Annotated in this window: 14 protein-coding genes; 3 read left to right on the top strand and 11 right to left on the bottom strand. The window is 65.2% G+C overall.

The window, feature by feature from the left end; all coding sequences use genetic code 11:
* Positions 1–2 precede the first annotated feature (2 nt).
* From R2N03_RS00130 to coq7, 7 genes are all read right to left on the bottom strand, one after another.
* Positions 3–1,442, bottom strand: coding sequence for a UDP-N-acetylmuramoyl-tripeptide--D-alanyl-D-alanine ligase (locus R2N03_RS00130; RefSeq protein ID WP_316653697.1), 1,440 nt, complete (start codon positions 1,440–1,442; stop codon positions 3–5).
* Positions 1,439–2,983, bottom strand: coding sequence for a UDP-N-acetylmuramoyl-L-alanyl-D-glutamate--2,6-diaminopimelate ligase (locus R2N03_RS00125; RefSeq protein WP_316653696.1), 1,545 nt, complete (start codon positions 2,981–2,983; stop codon positions 1,439–1,441). The genes R2N03_RS00130 and R2N03_RS00125 overlap by 4 nt, the downstream gene beginning before the upstream one ends.
* Positions 2,980–4,767, bottom strand: coding sequence for a peptidoglycan D,D-transpeptidase FtsI family protein (locus R2N03_RS00120; protein ID WP_316653695.1), 1,788 nt, complete (start codon positions 4,765–4,767; stop codon positions 2,980–2,982). The genes R2N03_RS00125 and R2N03_RS00120 overlap by 4 nt, the downstream gene beginning before the upstream one ends.
* Positions 4,764–5,099 carry a cell division protein FtsL gene (ftsL, locus tag R2N03_RS00115; RefSeq protein ID WP_316653694.1) on the bottom strand — a complete coding sequence of 112 codons (336 nt, stop codon included), beginning with the start codon at positions 5,097–5,099 and terminating at the stop codon, positions 4,764–4,766. The genes R2N03_RS00120 and ftsL overlap by 4 nt, the downstream gene beginning before the upstream one ends.
* Positions 5,100–5,116: 17 nt before the next feature.
* Positions 5,117–6,076, bottom strand: a complete 960-nt coding sequence (rsmH, locus tag R2N03_RS00110) for a 16S rRNA (cytosine(1402)-N(4))-methyltransferase RsmH (protein ID WP_316653693.1) — start codon at positions 6,074–6,076, stop codon at positions 5,117–5,119.
* A 9-nt stretch (positions 6,077–6,085) separates the two neighbouring features.
* Entirely contained in the window at positions 6,086–6,514 is a 429-nt protein-coding gene (mraZ, locus tag R2N03_RS00105; protein ID WP_316653692.1) for a division/cell wall cluster transcriptional repressor MraZ, read from the bottom strand.
* Positions 6,515–6,874: 360 nt separating this feature from the next.
* Positions 6,875–7,510: a 2-polyprenyl-3-methyl-6-methoxy-1,4-benzoquinone monooxygenase gene (coq7, locus tag R2N03_RS00100; protein ID WP_316656456.1), complete on the bottom strand. Its 636-nt coding sequence runs from the start codon at positions 7,508–7,510 to the stop codon at positions 6,875–6,877.
* Positions 7,511–7,887: 377 nt separating this feature from the next.
* On the opposite strand from coq7, the gene R2N03_RS00095 reads away from it, so the two are divergent.
* The gene (locus R2N03_RS00095; RefSeq protein WP_316653690.1) at positions 7,888–9,069 is read left to right on the top strand and encodes a porin; all 1,182 of its coding nucleotides are present in this window, start codon (positions 7,888–7,890) and stop codon (positions 9,067–9,069) included.
* Between the two features lie 188 nt (positions 9,070–9,257).
* Positions 9,258–10,577, top strand: coding sequence for an MFS transporter (locus tag R2N03_RS00090; RefSeq protein ID WP_316653689.1), 1,320 nt, complete (start codon positions 9,258–9,260; stop codon positions 10,575–10,577).
* Between the two features lie 22 nt (positions 10,578–10,599).
* On the opposite strand, the gene arfB is transcribed toward R2N03_RS00090, so the two are convergent.
* On the bottom strand, positions 10,600–11,034 hold the full coding sequence (arfB, locus tag R2N03_RS00085; protein ID WP_316653688.1) for an alternative ribosome rescue aminoacyl-tRNA hydrolase ArfB: 435 nt from the start codon (positions 11,032–11,034) through the stop codon (positions 10,600–10,602).
* A 43-nt stretch (positions 11,035–11,077) separates the two neighbouring features.
* On the opposite strand from arfB, the gene trhA reads away from it, so the two are divergent.
* On the top strand, positions 11,078–11,695 hold the full coding sequence (trhA, locus tag R2N03_RS00080; RefSeq protein WP_232041095.1) for a PAQR family membrane homeostasis protein TrhA: 618 nt from the start codon (positions 11,078–11,080) through the stop codon (positions 11,693–11,695).
* 76 nt (positions 11,696–11,771) lie between these two features.
* On the opposite strand, the gene R2N03_RS00075 is transcribed toward trhA, so the two are convergent.
* The 3 genes from R2N03_RS00075 to R2N03_RS00065 all read right to left on the bottom strand — a co-directional run bounded on the left by R2N03_RS00075 (position 11,772) and on the right by R2N03_RS00065 (position 16,849).
* Positions 11,772–13,481 carry a long-chain fatty acid--CoA ligase gene (locus R2N03_RS00075; RefSeq protein WP_316653687.1) on the bottom strand — a complete coding sequence of 570 codons (1,710 nt, stop codon included), beginning with the start codon at positions 13,479–13,481 and terminating at the stop codon, positions 11,772–11,774.
* Between the two features lie 150 nt (positions 13,482–13,631).
* Entirely contained in the window at positions 13,632–14,732 is a 1,101-nt protein-coding gene (locus tag R2N03_RS00070; RefSeq protein WP_316653686.1) for an aminopeptidase, read from the bottom strand.
* 11 nt (positions 14,733–14,743) lie between these two features.
* Entirely contained in the window at positions 14,744–16,849 is a 2,106-nt protein-coding gene (locus tag R2N03_RS00065; protein ID WP_316653685.1) for a molybdopterin-containing oxidoreductase family protein, read from the bottom strand.
* Between the last annotated feature and the right edge of the window lie 63 nt (positions 16,850–16,912).

Here is a 16,912-nt window from a genome sequence, read left to right as displayed (position 1 = left end):
CTCTAATGCTTCTGTTGCGTGGAAGAGCCGGCCGACGATGCGGCAGCCGGGTCTTTCAAGACCAGCGCTTCGACAATGCGTTCCATCCGCATGAAGCGCGAGCCCTTCACCAATACCGTCGCGCCCGGCGCAATGGCCGGTACGCCTTGTTCAATCAGGGTCTCGGCGGACGCGAAATGCTGCGCGCCGGCACCGAAGGCTTTCGCCGTATATCGAGCGAGTTCCCCGGTGGCCAGCACCGCGTCGATACCGCGCTCGCGCGCATAGATGCCGACCTCTTCATGGAACGCCGGCCCCTGCGACCCAACCTCGCCCATGTCGCCAAGCACGAGCCAGCGCGGAGCGGGCAGCGTGACCAGCGCATCGATGGCTGCGCGCATGGAATCCGGATTCGCGTTGTAGGTATCGTCGATGACAAGGCCGCCGTGCGCCCCGGGCTTGCGCTGCAGCCGGCCCTTGACCGGTGCGAAGTTTCCCAGCGCCTGCACGATGATTTCCGGCGCGACGCCGGCGGCCAGCGCACACGCCGTCGCGGCGAGCGCGTTGCGGGCGTTATGCAGCCCGAGCAACGGCAGCGTGATGACGAAGCGATGCCCAGGAGCCTGCACGTCGATGCATTGGCCTTCGGAGGTATCGGTCACGGTGCCGCTGACCGCGCCGCCTTCTATACCGAAGTCGAATACCGGACGGGCGCCAGCCGCGGCGCGCCATAGCGGGGCGTATTCGCCGCCGTTGGCGGCATCGCGCGGGAACACGGCCACGCCGTCAGCCGGCAGCGCGGCCAGCACGGCCGCGTGTTCTTCGGCCACCGCAGCCACGCTGACCATGAACTCCTGGTGCTCGCGTTGCGCGTTATTGATGACCGCCACCGTCGGCTGCGCAATGGCAGCCAGCACCGCGGTCTCGCCCGGATGGTTCATCCCCAGCTCGAGCACCGCGAGCTTGTGCTCCCGGTTCAGACGGAAGAGCGTGAGCGGCAGCCCGATGTCGTTGTTGAAATTCCCAGCCGTCGCCAGACGGGCATCCTCGCCAACGGCCTGCGCGAAGATGGCGGAGATCATTTCCTTGACCGTCGTCTTGCCGTTGCTGCCCGTCACGGCCACTACGGGGATGGAGAATTGGCGACGCCAGCCGGCAGCCAGTTGGCCCAGCGCGACGCGCGTATCGGCCACCGTCAGCATGGCCACGTTGGACACGTCCAGCGTCGCCGCCGGTGCCCGCGACACCAGCACGGCAGCAGCGCCGCGCGCCACCACTTCCGGCAGGAAATCGTGTGCGTCGAAGCGCTCGCCAATCAAGGCGACGAACAGGTCGCCGGGTTGCACGGTACGGCTATCGGTCGTCACGCGGTGAATGGCGGCGTCGGGCCCGGCCAGATGGGCGCCCGCCATCCAGGCGGCGGCGTCGGTGGCATGCATCATCACGGCGTGTGCGGCGCTCATGCGTTCACCCCGCGGGCAGCCAGCGCCAGGCGCACATGTTCCTGATCGGAGAAGGGTCGCTTGCGACCGGCAATCTCCTGCGTGGATTCATGGCCCTTGCCGGCCACGACGATCACGTCATGCACATCGGCGTGCCGCACGGCGTGCAACACGGCAGCGGCGCGGTCTTCGATCTGCGCGGCGGCACGCGGGTTGTCCATACCGTCGGCGATCATGTCGATAATTTGCTGGGGGTCTTCGCTACGCGGGTTGTCGGAGGTCAGCACAACGTGTTGCGCCAGCCGCTCGGCAATGGCGCCCATCTGCGGACGCTTGCCCGGGTCCCGATCACCGCCGCAGCCGAATACAGCCCACAGCTTGCCGCCACGCGCTTCGGTGATCGGCGTAAGTGCGCGCAGCGTCTGCTCCAGGGCATCCGGCGTGTGGGCGTAGTCGACCACCACGAGCGGGCCGTCTTCGCCGCCGAAACGTTCCATGCGGCCGCTCACGGGCTGCAGCTTTTCCAGCCGGCCGATGGCGTCCCGCCACGGCACACCGGCCGAGAGCAGCGCCCCAAGCACGCCCAGCAGATTCGACACATTGAACTGGCCCAGTGTCGGTGCATGCACGGTGGCCTGGCCGAAGCTGCCGTCCACATCGAAGGTCGTGCCGGTGCGGTGCGCACGCACGTGGGTGGCGCGCAGCCATTGCCTGCCGCCATGCTGCGCGGCGGGCTCGCCGTCAATGCCGTACTCGATGGTCTCGATATTGGCGCGAGCGTTTCGCAGCAGGCGCACGCCAGCGGCGTCATCGCGGTTGATCACGGCGGCGCGCAGATCCGGCCATGCGAACAGTCGCGCCTTGGCCAACTCGTACTCGGCCATGGTGCCGTGGTAGTCGAGATGATCCTGCGTGAGGTTGGTGAACACGGCGATATCGAAGCGCGTGCCGTCCACGCGGCCCTGCTCCAGCCCGTGCGACGACACCTCCATGGCGATGGCGCGTGCGCCCGCGCGGTGCAGGTCGGCGAGGCTTTGCTGAAGCTGGATGGCATCCGGCGTGGTAAAGCCGGTGGCGACCAATGCGTCGACGAAACCCGTGCCGAGCGTCCCCACCACCGCGCAACGCTCGCCCTGTCCGGTGAGCGCCTGCGCGATCCACTGTGAACACGACGTCTTGCCGTTGGTGCCGGTCACGCCAATCACGCGCAGCGCTTCCGGCCCTGGCACGGCATACCACTGCGCGGCCAGGGGCCCGGCCAGCTCGGCGAGGGCGTCCACCGGAAGAATGCCTACCGGCGCGTCAGCCGGCATCGCGTAGCCGTGCGCTTCGGCCAGCACGGCAGAAGCGCCCGCCTGAATGGCCTGCGGAATGTGCGGACGGCCGTCCCCACGCTGGCGCGCATTGCCGAGCACGTAAGCAACGAATACGTCGCCAGTCTTGAGCTTGCGGGTATCGCAGGTGAGGTTGGCGCCTGCCGGCGCGTGCGCGCGCAGCCAGTCAAGCACGGGCGCAAGGCGCGCGGCGATGGGCGGACGGTCGAAGGTGGGCAAGGCCGTCATTGCAGCGCTCCCACGGGCTCTTCGGCGACGCCTTCGGTCATGATGAGCTGGCGCACCGGCGAATCCGGCGGCACGTTCAGCGCACGCAGGCTTCCGCCAGCGATTGCAGCGAACACCGGGCCCGCGACCGAGCCGCCATAGTGGCTGCCCGCCGACGGCTCGTCGACACTCACCGCCACGATGATGCGCGGATTCGACATCGGCGCCAGGCCGATGAACGAGGCACGGTACTTGGACCGGTCGTAGCCTCGGCCGAAATGCTTGTAGGCCGTGCCGGTCTTGCCGCCCACGCGGTAGCCCATCACCTGCGCCTGGGGTGCTGTACCACCCGGGGAGGTCACCGTCTCCAGCATCTGGCGGATCTGTCGGGCGACTTCAGGCGACAGCACGCGCTCGCCCTGGGGCGGCTGACCGTTGGTCCGGTACATCGTGACCGGAATCAGCTCGCCGTCGTGCGCGAAGATCGTGTAGGCATGGGCCATCTGGAACAGTGACACCGACAGGCCGTAGCCGTAGGACATGGTCGCCTGCTCGATCCGGCGCCACTTGTTGGCCGGACGCAGGCGCCCTGCCACCGCGCCAGGGAACCCGATCTTGGGCGCCTGGCCAAAGCCGACGCTGGTGAACATGTCCCACATCTCCTGCGGTTTCAGCATCAGCGCGATCTTGGTCGTGCCGATGTTGGAGGAGTGCTGGATCACCTGGCCGACGGTCAAGGTGCCGTAGTTGCCGGTGTCTGAAATCGTGGCGCCATCGAGCGTGAACTTGCCATTGGTCTGGATCAGCGTGGTGGGCGTCACGCGCTTGAGTTGCAGGGCCAACCCGATGGTGATGGGCTTCATCATCGAGCCCGGCTCGAAGGTATCCGTCAGCACCCGGTTGCGCAGCTGTTCGCCCGACAGCCGGCTTCGATCATTCGGGTTGTACGTCGGATAGTTGGCCAGTGCCAGCACCTCGCCGCTCTGGGCGTCGAGCACGATCGCGCTGCCCGCCTTGGCGCGATTCCGCTCCACGGCAGCCTTCAGCTCGTTGAAGGTCAGATACTGGATCTTGGCGTCAATCGACAGCGTCAGGTCGCGCCCATCACGCGGCGCCTTGAGCACGCCCACGTCTTCCACCACCCGCCCCAGGCGATCCTTGATCACCTGACGCTGGCCCGCCGAGCCGGCAAGGTCGGCCTCGCGCGCGAGTTCCATGCCTTCCTGGCCCTTATCCTCGACGTTGGTAAAGCCGACGATGTGCGCCATCGCCTCGCCTTCCGGATAAAAGCGCTTGTACTCGCGAGTCTGGTAGATACCGTCAATCTTGAGAGCGGCGATCTGGTCGGCCACCTCGGGCAACACCTGCCGCTTGAGGTAAACGAAGCCCTTGTCCTCGCCCAGCTTGGCCGCCAGTTCCTTGTTATTCATGCCAAGCAGCTTGGCCAGCTTTTGCATGTCCTGGCCCGGCACATTGCCGGGCACGTCCTCCGGCACCGCCCAGATCGCCTTGACCGGCAGGCTGGTCGCCAGTACCAGGCCGTTGCGATCGAGGATCTTGCCGCGCGTGGCCGGCAGTTCCAGCGTGCGCTGGAAGCGCTTCTTGCCCTCGGCCTCATAGAAGCGATTGCCGGGCCCCTGAATCCACAGCGCGCGGCCGATCAGCGCCACGAATGCCGCAAACATGAGGAATACGACCAGCTTCGAGCGCCACATCGGCAGGCGCAGCCCGAGCACCGGGCTAGCGGAAAACTGGCCGGGGCGCGCGCGCGCCGCGGTGCCGTTGGATTTGCGTGCGCCGCTCATGGCCGAACTCCTGAAGCCGTGGGCGCGCTGGCTGCCGCGGCGGCATTGGAAGCCCCGGCCGGCATATCGGCAAACCCCTGCAGGTACAGCGTGCGACCCGCCTGCGCGGGCGCCATCTTCAATTGCTTGCTCGCAATATCGGCAATGCGAGCGCTCTTTCCCAGCGCGCCCTGCTCGTATTGCAGGCGCGACCAGTCGATATTCAGTTGCTTTTCTTCCGCCTGCGCGCGATCCAGCTCGACAAACAGCTGTCGCGCCTGATGCTGTGCGTTGACCAGCGACAAGGCGCACAGCACCAGCGCGGTCAGCAGGAACATGTTCAGGCGGTTCATGGAGGCGGCCCCGTCGGTCAGCAGCGTTCGGCCACGCGCATGATGGCCGAGCGCGCGCGCGGGTTGGCCGACACCTCGGCCTCCGACGGCTTCACGCGGCCAAGCAGGCGCAACTGCGGCGCCGGCAGCTCATGCGCACGCAGCGGCGCCCGACGCAGTTCCGGCGCGGCGGATTGCTCCGGGCGCGCCAGGGCCTGCATGAAGCGCTTGACGATGCGGTCTTCCAGCGAATGGAAGCTGATCACGACGAGACGTCCCCCCTGCTCCAGGCGTTCAAAGGCGGCCTTCAGACCGGTTTCGAGGTCCGCAAGCTCTTGATTGACGTGAATCCGTAAAGCTTGAAAGGTGCGGGTCGCAGGGTCTTGACCCTTCTCGCGTGTTTTGACGGCTTGCGCCACGAGCGCGGCAAGCTCGGATGTGCGATCGAGAGGACCTCGATCCCCGGATTGGCCCCGGCGAGCAACAATCGCCTTTGCAATCGGTACAGCAAACCGTTCTTCCCCATAGTCCCGTATCACCCTCGCAATGTCGCGCTCATCAGCCTCGGCCAGCCATTGGGCTGCGGTGATGCCGCGCGTGGTGTCCATCCGCATGTCGAGCGGGCCATCCATCCGGAACGAGAAGCCACGTGCGCCTTCGTCGATCTGCGGCGAGCTGATGCCGAGATCGAGCAGCACGCCGGCCACCCGTTCAATGCCGCGCGCATCCAGGGCCGAGGCCATCTGCGCGAAGCTGTCATGCTCAATAGCGAAGCGGGCATCCTCTACGGTGCCCGCTTCGGTGATTGCTGCTGGGTCCTTGTCGAAGGCGACAAGTCTGCCGCCGGGCCCCAGCCGTTCCAGGATGCGCCGGCTGTGCCCGCCTCTCCCGAAGGTTCCATCGATATAGATGCCGTCGTCGCGCCAGATGAGCGCATCGACCGCTTCGTCCAAGAGCACCGTCTGATGGCGCAGTCCCGTACTGGCTTGGGTTGTCATCGCGCGTCATCAAAAGGAGAAATTCTTGAGGGCGTCGGGCATGCCTTGCGCCATGGCGGCTTGCTCCTTCGCGATGTACGTGGCGGCGTCCCAGACTTCGAAGTGGCTGCCCATGCCGAGCAGCATCACGTCACGTTCAAGGGAGGCAGCCGTGCGCAGTTCTGGGGTGATGAGGACGCGGCCGGCGGTATCGAGTTCGACATCGGCGGCGCTGCCCAGGAAGATCCGTTTCCACCAGTGGGCTTCCATCGGCAGCGCAGCGATGCGCTCGCGAAAGCGTTCCCACTCGGGGCGCGGAAACAGCATGAGGCAACCGTCCGGGTGCTTGGTCACAGTCACCCGGCCCTCGGCCTGCAGCTGGAGCGCTTCGCGGTGCCGCGACGGAATGGACATCCGCCCTTTGGCATCCAGCGTCAGCGCTGACGCACCCTGGAACACGTTGGATTCTCTCTCCGTACGGCGACCGCCCCGCCGTCAAATGGCCTGCAAAACAGCCTCCTCAAACCACAAAACTACACTTTCTGACACTGTTTCCCACTTTAGAGGAAGGCTTTTAGGCGGTCAAGGCTTGCAACGGCCCGCGAGACGGAAAATTTGCAATCAGAACAATGACTTAGCGTACCGCCAGCCATCGCTTGAAGCAGTTTTCCCAATCAAATGAAGGAGATAGCGTGGTTTATGGAGAAACCACGTGAGAGAACCGACGGCCCCGAACCGCGCTGGCGGCGGGAAGTCCGCGGCGGCGCGACTCGGGCGAACGGAGGAGCATGGGCGCGCCGTCAAGCGACGGCGCGGGCGTCAAATGCGGTAGGCAGTGCTCGTCATGACGCGTGAGGCAGCACGCATGGCCTGGCGAATCGGCGCCGGCAGATCGATGCCGCCGGCCTGGCGCGCCTTTTCGCCATGGCGGATTTCGTCGTCCCGCATCTGGGCGACGATGGCGCGTGAGCGGGAGTCCTCCTCGGGCAATCTGGCCAGATGGCCGTCGAGGTGGTGCTCGACCTGCCGCTCGGTCTCGGCGACGAAACCGAGGCTGACCTTGTCACCAATTCGGCCGGCGATTGCGCCGATGGCGAAGGCGCCGGCATACCAGAGCGGGTTGAGCAGGCTGGGGCGGTCATTCAGCTCCTGCAGACGCTGCGCGCACCACGCGAGGTGATCCTCCTCCTCGCGGGCTGCCTCGTCGAGCTGGGCGCGGATGGCGGGATCACGCGCAAACAATGCCTGCCCCTGGTACAGCGCCTGCGCGCAGACCTCGCCCACGTGGTTCACACGCATCAGGCCAGCGGCGTGCCGGCGCTCAGCCTCGGAAAGTCTGGCGGCGTCGTCAGCGGGCGCGACGACGGCATCGGCGGGATTGGGACGGCTGGCGCGGGTGAGCCCAGCCACTGCGCGCAGGGCGCGGTCGAATTCAGGGAGAAAGCGATCGAACATGAGAGCGGCGCCGCCGGCAATGGCGCGCGGCGCGGGTGCCATTGTAAGGCCGCCCTCGGATCCGGCGTGGCGTCTGGTCAGATCGGAACGACCAAACACAACTGTACGGGATAACCCTGTCGCTGGCGGGATCGCATCCGAAACCAATAGGAATTCCAAACCGTTGCCGTATTTCTGTTTCCGATTCAGAAACAGCATGTTGCCCAGATCAGACAGCAAACGCGCGTTTGCGCACATTCGTTCGCAAAATTCGACCGGGGCCAGTAGCCCATTGCTACATTAGTCGGCGACTTCGTTTGAAAGTCATGGGGCGGGAAGACGGGAACGGAGGGTCTGCCTGCCGCTGAACTCAATAAATAAGATTTGGAGACCGACCGATGAAGAAATCGCTGCTGGCATTGGCAGTTCTGGGCACGTTTGCAGGTGTGGCGCAGGCTCAGTCGAGTGTGACGCTGTATGGTGTTGTCGACGCCAACGTCGAGTACGTCAACCACGAGCAGGCCGTGACTGCGGCGGGGGTTGCCGTTCCGGGCAGCAGCGGGTCGCGCCTTGCGATGCAGGCGGGCGGCCTGTCTTCCAACCGTTGGGGCCTGCGCGGCGTCGAGGACATCGGCGGCGGGCTCAAGGGCCTGTTCGTGCTGGAATCGGGCTTCGGCATGGACACCGGTACGCTGCAGCAAGGCGGTCGCCTGTTCGGCCGTCAAGCGTTTGTCGGCCTGCAGGGCAACTGGGGCAAGATCACGCTGGGTCGCCAATACACCACGATCTTCGACATGATGGCGAACTTCTCGCCGAGCGGTTACGCCACGCAGTGGGAGCCGGTGGTCGGCTTGCTGGGCGCGAACTTCCGCGAAGACAACATGATCAAGTACGGCGCCGTGTTCGGCCCGGTGACGTTCGAGGCCCACTGGGCATTCGGCGAGCGCTCAGGCAGCCAGACGGCCAACTCGGCGTACGGTGCTGGCGCGAACTACTTCTCCGGCCCGTTTGGCTTGGGCGTCGCATACGACGAAGTGAAGGTGTTGACGGCCGCCGAGGCGCTGGGTCTGTCGGGCGGCAACGAGTATGCCCGCGACAAGCGTGCCGCCATCGCGGCCAGCTACACCATGGGCCCGGTCAAGCTGATGGGCGGCTACCGCTACGGCAACACCGAAGCGCCTTCGAGCGGCGCTACCGCCGCCCTGACGCCGCACCGCGACGACCTCTACTGGCTGGGCGTGAACTACCAGGCCACCACGGCGCTCGGCCTGACGCTGTCGTACTACTACGACAACATCAAGGAAGCGACCATCGGCGGTGCAGTGGTGAATCCGCGCAACCCGCAACAGTGGAACTTCATCGCCGACTACGCCCTCTCCAAGCGCACGGACGTGTACCTGACGGCCGCGTATTCGCGCAATGGCTCGCTGAACTGGGACTCGATCGGCTACGTGACCAACCCGGCAACGGGCGCACAGACGTCGGTGGGTTACCTGCCGGCCGCGTCGCAGACGTACTTCATCACGCCGGATTCCACCAACCAGACGGGCGTGGCAATCGGCCTGCGTCACAAGTTCTGATGCGCTGACGCGCATTGTTTTTGCCCGCCGCCCCTCTCCTTGGCGGGCGCAAAAAAGGCACCTTCGGGTGCCTTTTTGCATGGGTCGTTGCGTTGCATCGCCGGCGGATCCATTGAGCGCACCGCCGGCCCGGCGCACAATACTCGGCCCTCATCACGATAACAACGAGACATTCACGGGAGACCCGCATGTCCTCATCGACGTCCCCAACCATGGCCACACCGGCCAGCACCGATGCAACATCCGAAAACAGCCGCGCGCGCATCGTGTTCGCCAGCTTCATCGGCACTGCCATCGAGTTCTACGATTTCTATGTCTACGCCACGGCCGCCGCGCTGGTGATCGGGCCAGTGTTCTTTCCGCACGGCTCGGCCACGGCGCAGGCGCTCTCGGCCTTTGTCACGTTCGGCATTGCCTTCATTGCGCGGCCGATCGGCTCGTTCCTGTTCGGGCATTTTGGCGATCGTATCGGGCGCAAGTCCACGCTGGTGGCCTCACTGCTGGTCATGGGTATTTCCACCACGCTGATCGGACTGGTACCGGGGTATGACAGCATCGGCACTCTCGCGCCGGTCTTGCTGTGCGTCCTGCGCTTCGGACAGGGCATCGGCCTGGGCGGTGAATGGGGTGGCGCGGCCCTGCTGGCTACCGAGAACGCGCCGGCGGGCAAGCGCGCGTGGTTCGGCATGTTCCCGCAGCTCGGGCCCTCGGTAGGCTTTCTGGCATCGAACGGGCTGTTCTTCGGTCTGGCGATTACGTTGTCGGATGAGCAATTCCGCAGCTGGGGGTGGCGCGTGCCGTTTTTGGTAAGCGCGGTACTCGTGGCGCTGGGCCTGTACGTCCGGCTGAAGATCGCCGAGACCCCCGCCTTCCAAGCCGCCATCGACCGGCAGGAGCGCGTGAAGGTGCCGGTCGCCACACTGCTGGCGCACCACTGGTGGCCGACGCTGCTGGGCGCGCTGGCCATGGTGGTCTGCTACACGCTGTTCTATATCTCGACGGTGTTTTCACTGTCGTACGGCGTGAGCACGCTGCATTTCTCGCGCCCGAGCTTCCTGGGATTGCTGTGCCTGGCGGTGGTCTTCATGGGGCTGGCGACGCCGCTGTCGGCGTGGGCGTCGGACCGCTTCGGGCGCAAGCCGGTGCTGATCGTCGGCATCATCGCGGCCATCCTGTCGGGCTTTACGATGGCGCCGCTGCTGGGTAGTGGCCAAACGCCGCTGGTAGCGCTGTTCCTCATCATCGAGCTGTTCCTGATGGGCGTGACCTTCGCGCCGATGGGCGCACTGCTGCCGGAGTTGTTCCCAACCAACGTGCGCTACACCGGCGCGGGCGTGTCGTACAACCTGGGCGGCATTCTGGGCGCGTCGATTGCGCCGTATATCGCGCAGAAGCTGGCCGAGCAAGGCGGCCTGAGCTGGGTAGGCATGTATGTGTCGGCGGCCGCGGTGGTCAGCCTGATCGGCGTGCTCTGCATGCGCGAGACGCGCGATACCCGGCTGATGTAAGGGGCCGTGCCTATCGGCGCGATTAATCCCACGAGTGGCGACCCGAGCGACCCCGCTTGACGTCGCCACGCGCGCGCTTGCCTTCCAGACGGCGCGTCTTGGAAGCGCGCGTGGGCTTGGTGGCGATGCGCGACTTCGGCACCGAAAGCCCCGTCGCAATGAAAGCGGCCAGACGTTCACGGGCATCCTGGCGGTTGCGTTCCTGCGTGCGAAAGCGTTGTGCATCAATCACAATCACGCCGTCAGCGGTCAAGCGGCGGTCGCGCTTGCCCAACAGGCGAGCCCGCAATGCCTCCGGCAACGACGGCGATTGGGCGATGTCAAAGCGCAACTCCACCGCCGTCGATACCTTGTTGATGTTCTGCCCACCCGGTCCGCTTGCGCGCACAAAGCGCTCGACCAGCTCGGACTCCGGAATGGACAATTGGGGGGTGATGGTGAGGTCAATGCCAGGCATTGGGGCATTGTAGGAAGAACCGGGTTTTTCTGGAGATCAGTGTATGTATCGTGGAGAACGATTCAACGGCTTCAGCCACCTGGCCGGGGCCATCCTTGCCGCGGGGGGCATGGCCGTTCTGGTAACGTCGTCCGCCCTGCACCACGACGCTTGGAAGGTGGTCAGCTCCGTCGTCTACGGCACGACGCTGGTCCTGCTCTACACAATCTCTACGCTTTATCACAGCCTGCGAGGCCCGGCCAAAAGCATCTTCCAGCGGCTGGACTATTGCGCCATCTACCTGTTGATCGCCGGCAGCTACACACCGTTTGCGCTGGTGACGCTGCGCGGCCCATGGGGCTGGGCGCTGTTTGGCATCAACTGGGCACTGGCAGCCATCGGCATTGCGCAGGAACTCTGGATCGGCCACCGCACGCGCCTGTTCTCACTGCTGATTTACGTGGTGATGGGCTGGCTGGTGCTGATTGCCATGGGGCCGCTGGCGGCCGCGCTGCCAGCACCAGGCCTGTGGTGGCTGGTGGCGGGGGGCGCGCTTTATACGACTGGCATCGGCTTCTTTCTCTTTGACGAGAAGGTGCGGCACTTCCACGGCATCTGGCATTTGTTTGTGCTGGCAGGCAGCGCTTGTCAGTTCGTCAGCATCCTCCTGTACGTGGGCTGACCGGCCACGCCTTGCTTGTACCGGACCAAAAAAAAGCCGCGACGAATCGCGGCTTTTTCTTTGCAGCTACGCAGACTCAGGCACGCTTCTTCATCGCCTCGTCGCGCAGTTCGCGGCGCAGGATCTTGCCGACGTTGGTCTTCGGCAGCTCGTTGCGGAACTCGATGAACTTCGGGCGCTTGTACCCGGTGAGCTGATCCTTGCAGAACTCCTGCAGCTTCTGCTCGGTCAGCGTCGGGTCTCGGCGCACCACGAACAGCTTGACCACCTCGCCCGAATGCACGTCGGGTACACCCACGGCGGCCACTTCCAGCACGCCCGGGCACATCGCCACCACGCCTTCGATCTCGTTCGGATACACGTTGAAACCCGACACCAAAATCATGTCCTTCTTGCGATCGACGATCTTGGTGTAGCCGCGCTCGTCCATCACGCCGACGTCGCCGGTCTTGAAGAAGCCGTCGGCATACATGACCTTGGCGGTCTCGTCCGGGCGCTTCCAGTAACCGGCCATGACCTGCGGGCCACGGATGCAGATTTCACCGGCCTGGCCGATCGGCAGATCACGCCCCTCGTCGTCGCGGATGGCGATTTCAGTGCCCGGGATCGGCAACCCGACCGTGCCCGAAAACTTGTCGGTATTCGTCGGATTGCAGATGGCCGACGGCGAGGTTTCCGACAGGCCGTAGCCCTCGATGATCGGACACCCTGTCACTTCGAGCCATTTCTTGGCAACGGCTTCCTGCACCGCCATGCCGCCGCCGTTGGCCACGCGCAGGTTGGAACAATCGACATCCTTGAATTCGGGATTGTTCAGCAGCGCGTTGTACAGCGTGTTCACGGCCGGGAACATGTGGAAGCGGTACTGCTTGAGCACCTTGATGAAGCCCGGGATGTCGCGCGGGTTCGGGATCAGTACCGCCAGCCCGCCCTTGCGCATCGACAGCAGGCAGCACACGGTGAGCGCGAAGATGTGATACAGCGGCAGCGCGGTGATGGTGATGATTTCCTCGCCGTCGGCGAGCATGCGGCCATCGCGGCCCGGCTTGACCAGTGCCGGGTTCATCCAAGCTTCAGACTGCAGCACGTTGGCGACAATGTTCCGGTGCAGCAGCGTCGCGCCCTTCGATACGCCGGTCGTCCCACCCGTGTATTGCAGGAAGGCGACGTCGTCCGGACCCACCGAGGTCGGCTTGAGTGTCTGCTTGGCACCGGCTTCGAGCGCCGTGTTGAAGCGGACGCAGTTGGGCAGCTCCCACGCCGGCACCATCTTCTTGACGCTGCGCACGACGAAATTGACGAGCATGCCCTTAAGGCCGCCAAGGAGGTCGCCCATGCTGGCCACCACGATGTGCTTGACGGGCGTGTGGGGCAGCACCTGCTGCAGCGTCGTGGCGAAGTTCTCCAGGATGATGATGGCTTCGGCGCCGCTGTCCTTGAGCTGGTGTTCGAGTTCGCGCGGGGTGTAGAGCGGATTGACGTTGACGACCACATAGCCGGCGCGCAGCACGGCGGCCAGCGCCACCGGGTACTGCAGCACGTTCGGCATCATCAGCGCGACGCGCGCGCCGGGCGCGAGGCCCCGCGATTGCAGCCACGCCGCGAGTTGCCGCGACAGCGTGTCGAGCTCGCCGTAGGTCAGCACCTTGCCCATGCACTCAAAGGCGCGACGGTTGCGATTCTTCTGGAATGAATCCTCAAGCAGATGGGCCAGCGATCGATACTGCGACGCATCGATCTCGGCCGGCACCCCGGCGGGGTATTGCTTCAGCCACGGTTTATCCATGGACGTGTCTCCTGGCGATAGTCGATTTTTTCGAATGGTCGTTCGATTTTTTCGGCATCCTACGCGGATGTGTGTGTCAAAACAATAACTTAGACAGTTCCCTCGGGGCGTTGACCAAGCGCCAAACCCGCACTTCACCTGGTGTTGGCATCACTTTTGCAAGGCCACGCCACTGGTATCGGGAAAGGCTGGCCGGGCCAAGGCCTGCAATGCAGCCTCGCGCCGCGGCTTCGACTCGCGAGCCATCGCCTTGACGTCGGCGTAGAAGCGGGCCCAGTCGCCGCCGTCGCGGTGGTATAGCGCTTTAAACGCAGGCACCCATTGCAGGTAGCTGGCGACCGCGCCCAGGTGCGCGTTGGACAAGGGCTGCGCAAACCAGCGGTCATAGCCGGTATACCCGCCCCAGCTTGCCTTGAGCTTGGCGTAATCGGCCTGCAGGCTCGCAAAGATGGCGCGCTTGCCGGCGCGTTTCTCGTCGTCGGACACCGGGCTTGCATACAGCTTTTCGAGCCGATCGCGGTACGCCAGCAGGAGGGCGCGGAATTGAACGCGGCGGGCATCGTAAGCGGCGTACTCCGTGCGGATGTCTGCAGTGGCCGCGTCGGCCAGCCAGCGCTCGACCCCAATGGTTTCGACCGCGGTGGCAAAGGATTCGTTGAAGGCTGTGTCGCCCTTCGCATACGCCACCTGATGCGCCAGCTCATGAAAAATCAGCCGCGCCAACTCCCCTTCGGGCAGCCCGACAAAGGTGTTGAGCAGCGGATCATCGAAATAACCCAGTGTGGAATACGCAGGAATGCCGGCCACATCGACGTCCAGCCCCTGCGCACGCAGCGTGTCGGCGTAGGCTTCTGCTGCTTTCCGATCGTAATAACCGCGATACGTCACGCAGCCGACGACGAGGAAGCACCACTCCTTGAGCTTGACCGACAGCTCGGGCGCGGCAAAGACGTTCCACACCGCAAAGGGGCGCCCAAGATTGGCATAGACGCGATAGCTGCCGTTGTCGGGCAGGCCCAGCTCGCGCGAGGCGTAGATGCGGATACTGCGCGCATCCTCCAGGCGCCTGGCGAGTTTGTCGTTGCGGGCCTGTCGGGCGTCATCGATGGCCTGGTCGAGCGACTCGCGGCGCGCCATCAACGACAGATGCCCGGCGACCGACTGATAGTAATAGCCAACGGTGTCGCAGCCGGCCAGCAGGATCGCACTGACCAGGGACACCGCCATGCACCGCGCGCGAGCAGCACGCATGACTCACCTCATCAGGCAGCCGACGCCACAGGTGCTGCCGGCGCGACCTCCACCAGGCAGTCATAGAAGGTCGGGGCGCGCCCCATGTCGGTCAGGCGCTGGCTGGTCAGCTCGTTGGCGTTGGTGCCGTCGGGCGCGAGCTTCTTCCACCAGATCGACAGGCCGACGACCACGCCCCGCCGCGCACGGTCGGTCACGCGGGCGCGCGCCTGCATGGTGCCGCGATCGTTGAAGATGCGGACAAGCTCGCCATCGACGACGCCGCGTGCATTCGCATCGTCGGGGTGGATGTCGAGATGCGGCTCGCCTTCAGTGTTGCGCAGGCTGTCGACGTTGACGAAGGTGGAGTTGAGGAAGTTACGCGCCGGCGGCGAGATCATCGACAGCGGATAACGCTTGGCCAGCTCTGGCGTGCTGATCGCCGACTCATGCGGCGGCACATAGCCGGGCAGCGGGTCGAGTCCGTCCTTGGCCATCTGTTCGGAATAGAACTCGCAGCGGCCGGACGGCGTGCGATAGCCGCCGCGTGCCAGCGGCGCGGCCGGGTGTGACAGCTTCTGCCAGCCCTCGCGCTTGAGCGTCGCCCAGTCGATGTGCGCGGCGGCCGGGTCGTCACGGCGCACGGCCTGGGCGGCGATGTCGTCGTCCGAGTCGGCAAAACAGGTGTCGTTAAAACCCATGCGTTGCGCGAGACGGCGAAAAATCTCCGTGTTCGGCAACGATTGCCCCATCGGCGCAATGGCAGCGTTGTTGGCCAGCACATAGGTGTGGCCGTAAGCCTTGTGCACATCGACGTGTTCGAGCTGCGTGGTGGCGGGCAGCACGATGTCGGCGTAGTCGGCGGTATCGGTCTGGAAATGCTCCAGCACCACGGTGAAGAGGTCTTCGCGCGCAAAGCCGGCGGCGACCTTGCGCGAGTCCGGCGCCACCGCCACGGGGTTGCTGTTGTAGACGACCACCGCGTCGACCTTCGGGCCGAACGATGCGTCGCCCGTATGCAGCAGCGCATCGCCGATGGTGCTCATGTTGATCGTGCGCGGCATGTTGGGCCAGCTCGGCAGCAAGTCAGGACGCTGCAGCTTGGCGGTGTCGATGGGGAAGAAACCGGACGTCGACAGTTGCAGCCCGCCCGCCGCATCGCGCCACGCGCCCACCAGCGACGGCAGGCACGCGACCGCGCGCACCCCCTGCCCGCCGCCATGCGCGCGCTGCATGCCGTAGTTCAGGCGAATGGCCGCCGGCTGTTTGTCGCGCACGACGGTCGTGCCGTACAGCTTGGCGAGCCACTCGATATCGGCCGCGTCCACCCCACACAGCGTCGCCGCATATTCCGGCGTGTATTGCTGCGCGCGCTCACGCAACGCCTCGAAACCGAGCGTGTGATTGGCGATGTAATCGTGGTCGAGCAAGTCATCACGGACCAGCACGTGGATCATCGCCAGCGCCAGCGCCGCATCGGTACCGGGGCGTACCGCCAGATGGCGATGGCACTTCTCGGCCGTCAGCGAGCGATACGGATCGATGGCGACGAGCGTGGCGCCACGCCGTTTCGCCTCCTGCGCGCGCGTCCAGAAATGCAGGTTCGACGCGATCGGATTGGCGCCCCAGATCAGGATCAGCTTGGCATCCTGCACGTGCTCGATGTCCATGCCGAGGCTCGCGCCGTACGTATAGCGCAGCGCCGTCGCACCGGCCGATGCGCAGATCGTGCGATCGAGCAGCGACGCCCCGAGCTTGTGAAAGAAGCGCGCAGCCATGCTCTCACCCTGCACCAGGCCCATCGTGCCGGCGTAGCTGTAAGGGAGGATGGCTTCGGGGTTGCGCGCAGCAACGTCGCCCAGGCGCGTGGCGATGGTGTCGATGGCCTCGTCCCACGAAATCGGTTCGAACTTGCCTTCGCCCTTGGCACCCACACGCTTCATCGGCGTCAGCAGGCGGTTCGGGTGGTACGTGCGTTCCGCATACCGATTGACCTTGGTGCACAGCACGCCAGCCGTCGTCGGGTGGTCCGGATCGCCCTGCACGCGGGTGGCGCGGCCGTCCTCAACGGTGACGAGCAAGGCGCAGGTGTCGGGGCAGTCGTGCGGGCAGGCGGCACGGATGACTTGGGTGGACATCAAGGGGCTCCGGAGTGGGTGGCGGCTGGCGCATGTCGGTGTCTTCGCACCGCCGCGGGCATC

The organism is Ralstonia condita (assembly GCF_958405655.1).
Lineage (GTDB): Bacteria > Pseudomonadota > Gammaproteobacteria > Burkholderiales > Burkholderiaceae > Ralstonia > Ralstonia condita.
Note: the sequence above shows the minus strand (reverse complement) of the source record. Positions and strands in the feature narration are given on the sequence as shown.

Excerpts from the sequence above, each read along its gene's own strand:
- R2N03_RS00095 (WP_316653690.1), top strand. The coding sequence starts at position 7,888 with ATGAAGAAATCGCTGCTGGCATTGGCAGTTCTGGGCACGTTTGCAGGT.
- R2N03_RS00130 (WP_316653697.1), bottom strand. The coding sequence starts at position 1,442 with ATGAGCGCCGCACACGCCGTGATGATGCATGCCACCGACGCCGCCGCC.
- R2N03_RS00075 (WP_316653687.1), bottom strand. The coding sequence starts at position 13,481 with ATGGATAAACCGTGGCTGAAGCAATACCCCGCCGGGGTGCCGGCCGAG.
- ftsL (WP_316653694.1), bottom strand. The coding sequence starts at position 5,099 with ATGAACCGCCTGAACATGTTCCTGCTGACCGCGCTGGTGCTGTGCGCC.
- rsmH (WP_316653693.1), bottom strand. The coding sequence starts at position 6,076 with ATGACAACCCAAGCCAGTACGGGACTGCGCCATCAGACGGTGCTCTTG.
- R2N03_RS00065 (WP_316653685.1), bottom strand. The coding sequence starts at position 16,849 with ATGTCCACCCAAGTCATCCGTGCCGCCTGCCCGCACGACTGCCCCGAC.
- R2N03_RS00090 (WP_316653689.1), top strand. The coding sequence starts at position 9,258 with ATGTCCTCATCGACGTCCCCAACCATGGCCACACCGGCCAGCACCGAT.
- arfB (WP_316653688.1), bottom strand. The coding sequence starts at position 11,034 with ATGCCTGGCATTGACCTCACCATCACCCCCCAATTGTCCATTCCGGAG.
- R2N03_RS00125 (WP_316653696.1), bottom strand. The coding sequence starts at position 2,983 with ATGACGGCCTTGCCCACCTTCGACCGTCCGCCCATCGCCGCGCGCCTT.
- trhA (WP_232041095.1), top strand. The coding sequence starts at position 11,078 with ATGTATCGTGGAGAACGATTCAACGGCTTCAGCCACCTGGCCGGGGCC.
- R2N03_RS00070 (WP_316653686.1), bottom strand. The coding sequence starts at position 14,732 with ATGCGTGCTGCTCGCGCGCGGTGCATGGCGGTGTCCCTGGTCAGTGCG.
- coq7 (WP_316656456.1), bottom strand. The coding sequence starts at position 7,510 with ATGTTCGATCGCTTTCTCCCTGAATTCGACCGCGCCCTGCGCGCAGTG.
- R2N03_RS00120 (WP_316653695.1), bottom strand. The coding sequence starts at position 4,767 with ATGAGCGGCGCACGCAAATCCAACGGCACCGCGGCGCGCGCGCGCCCC.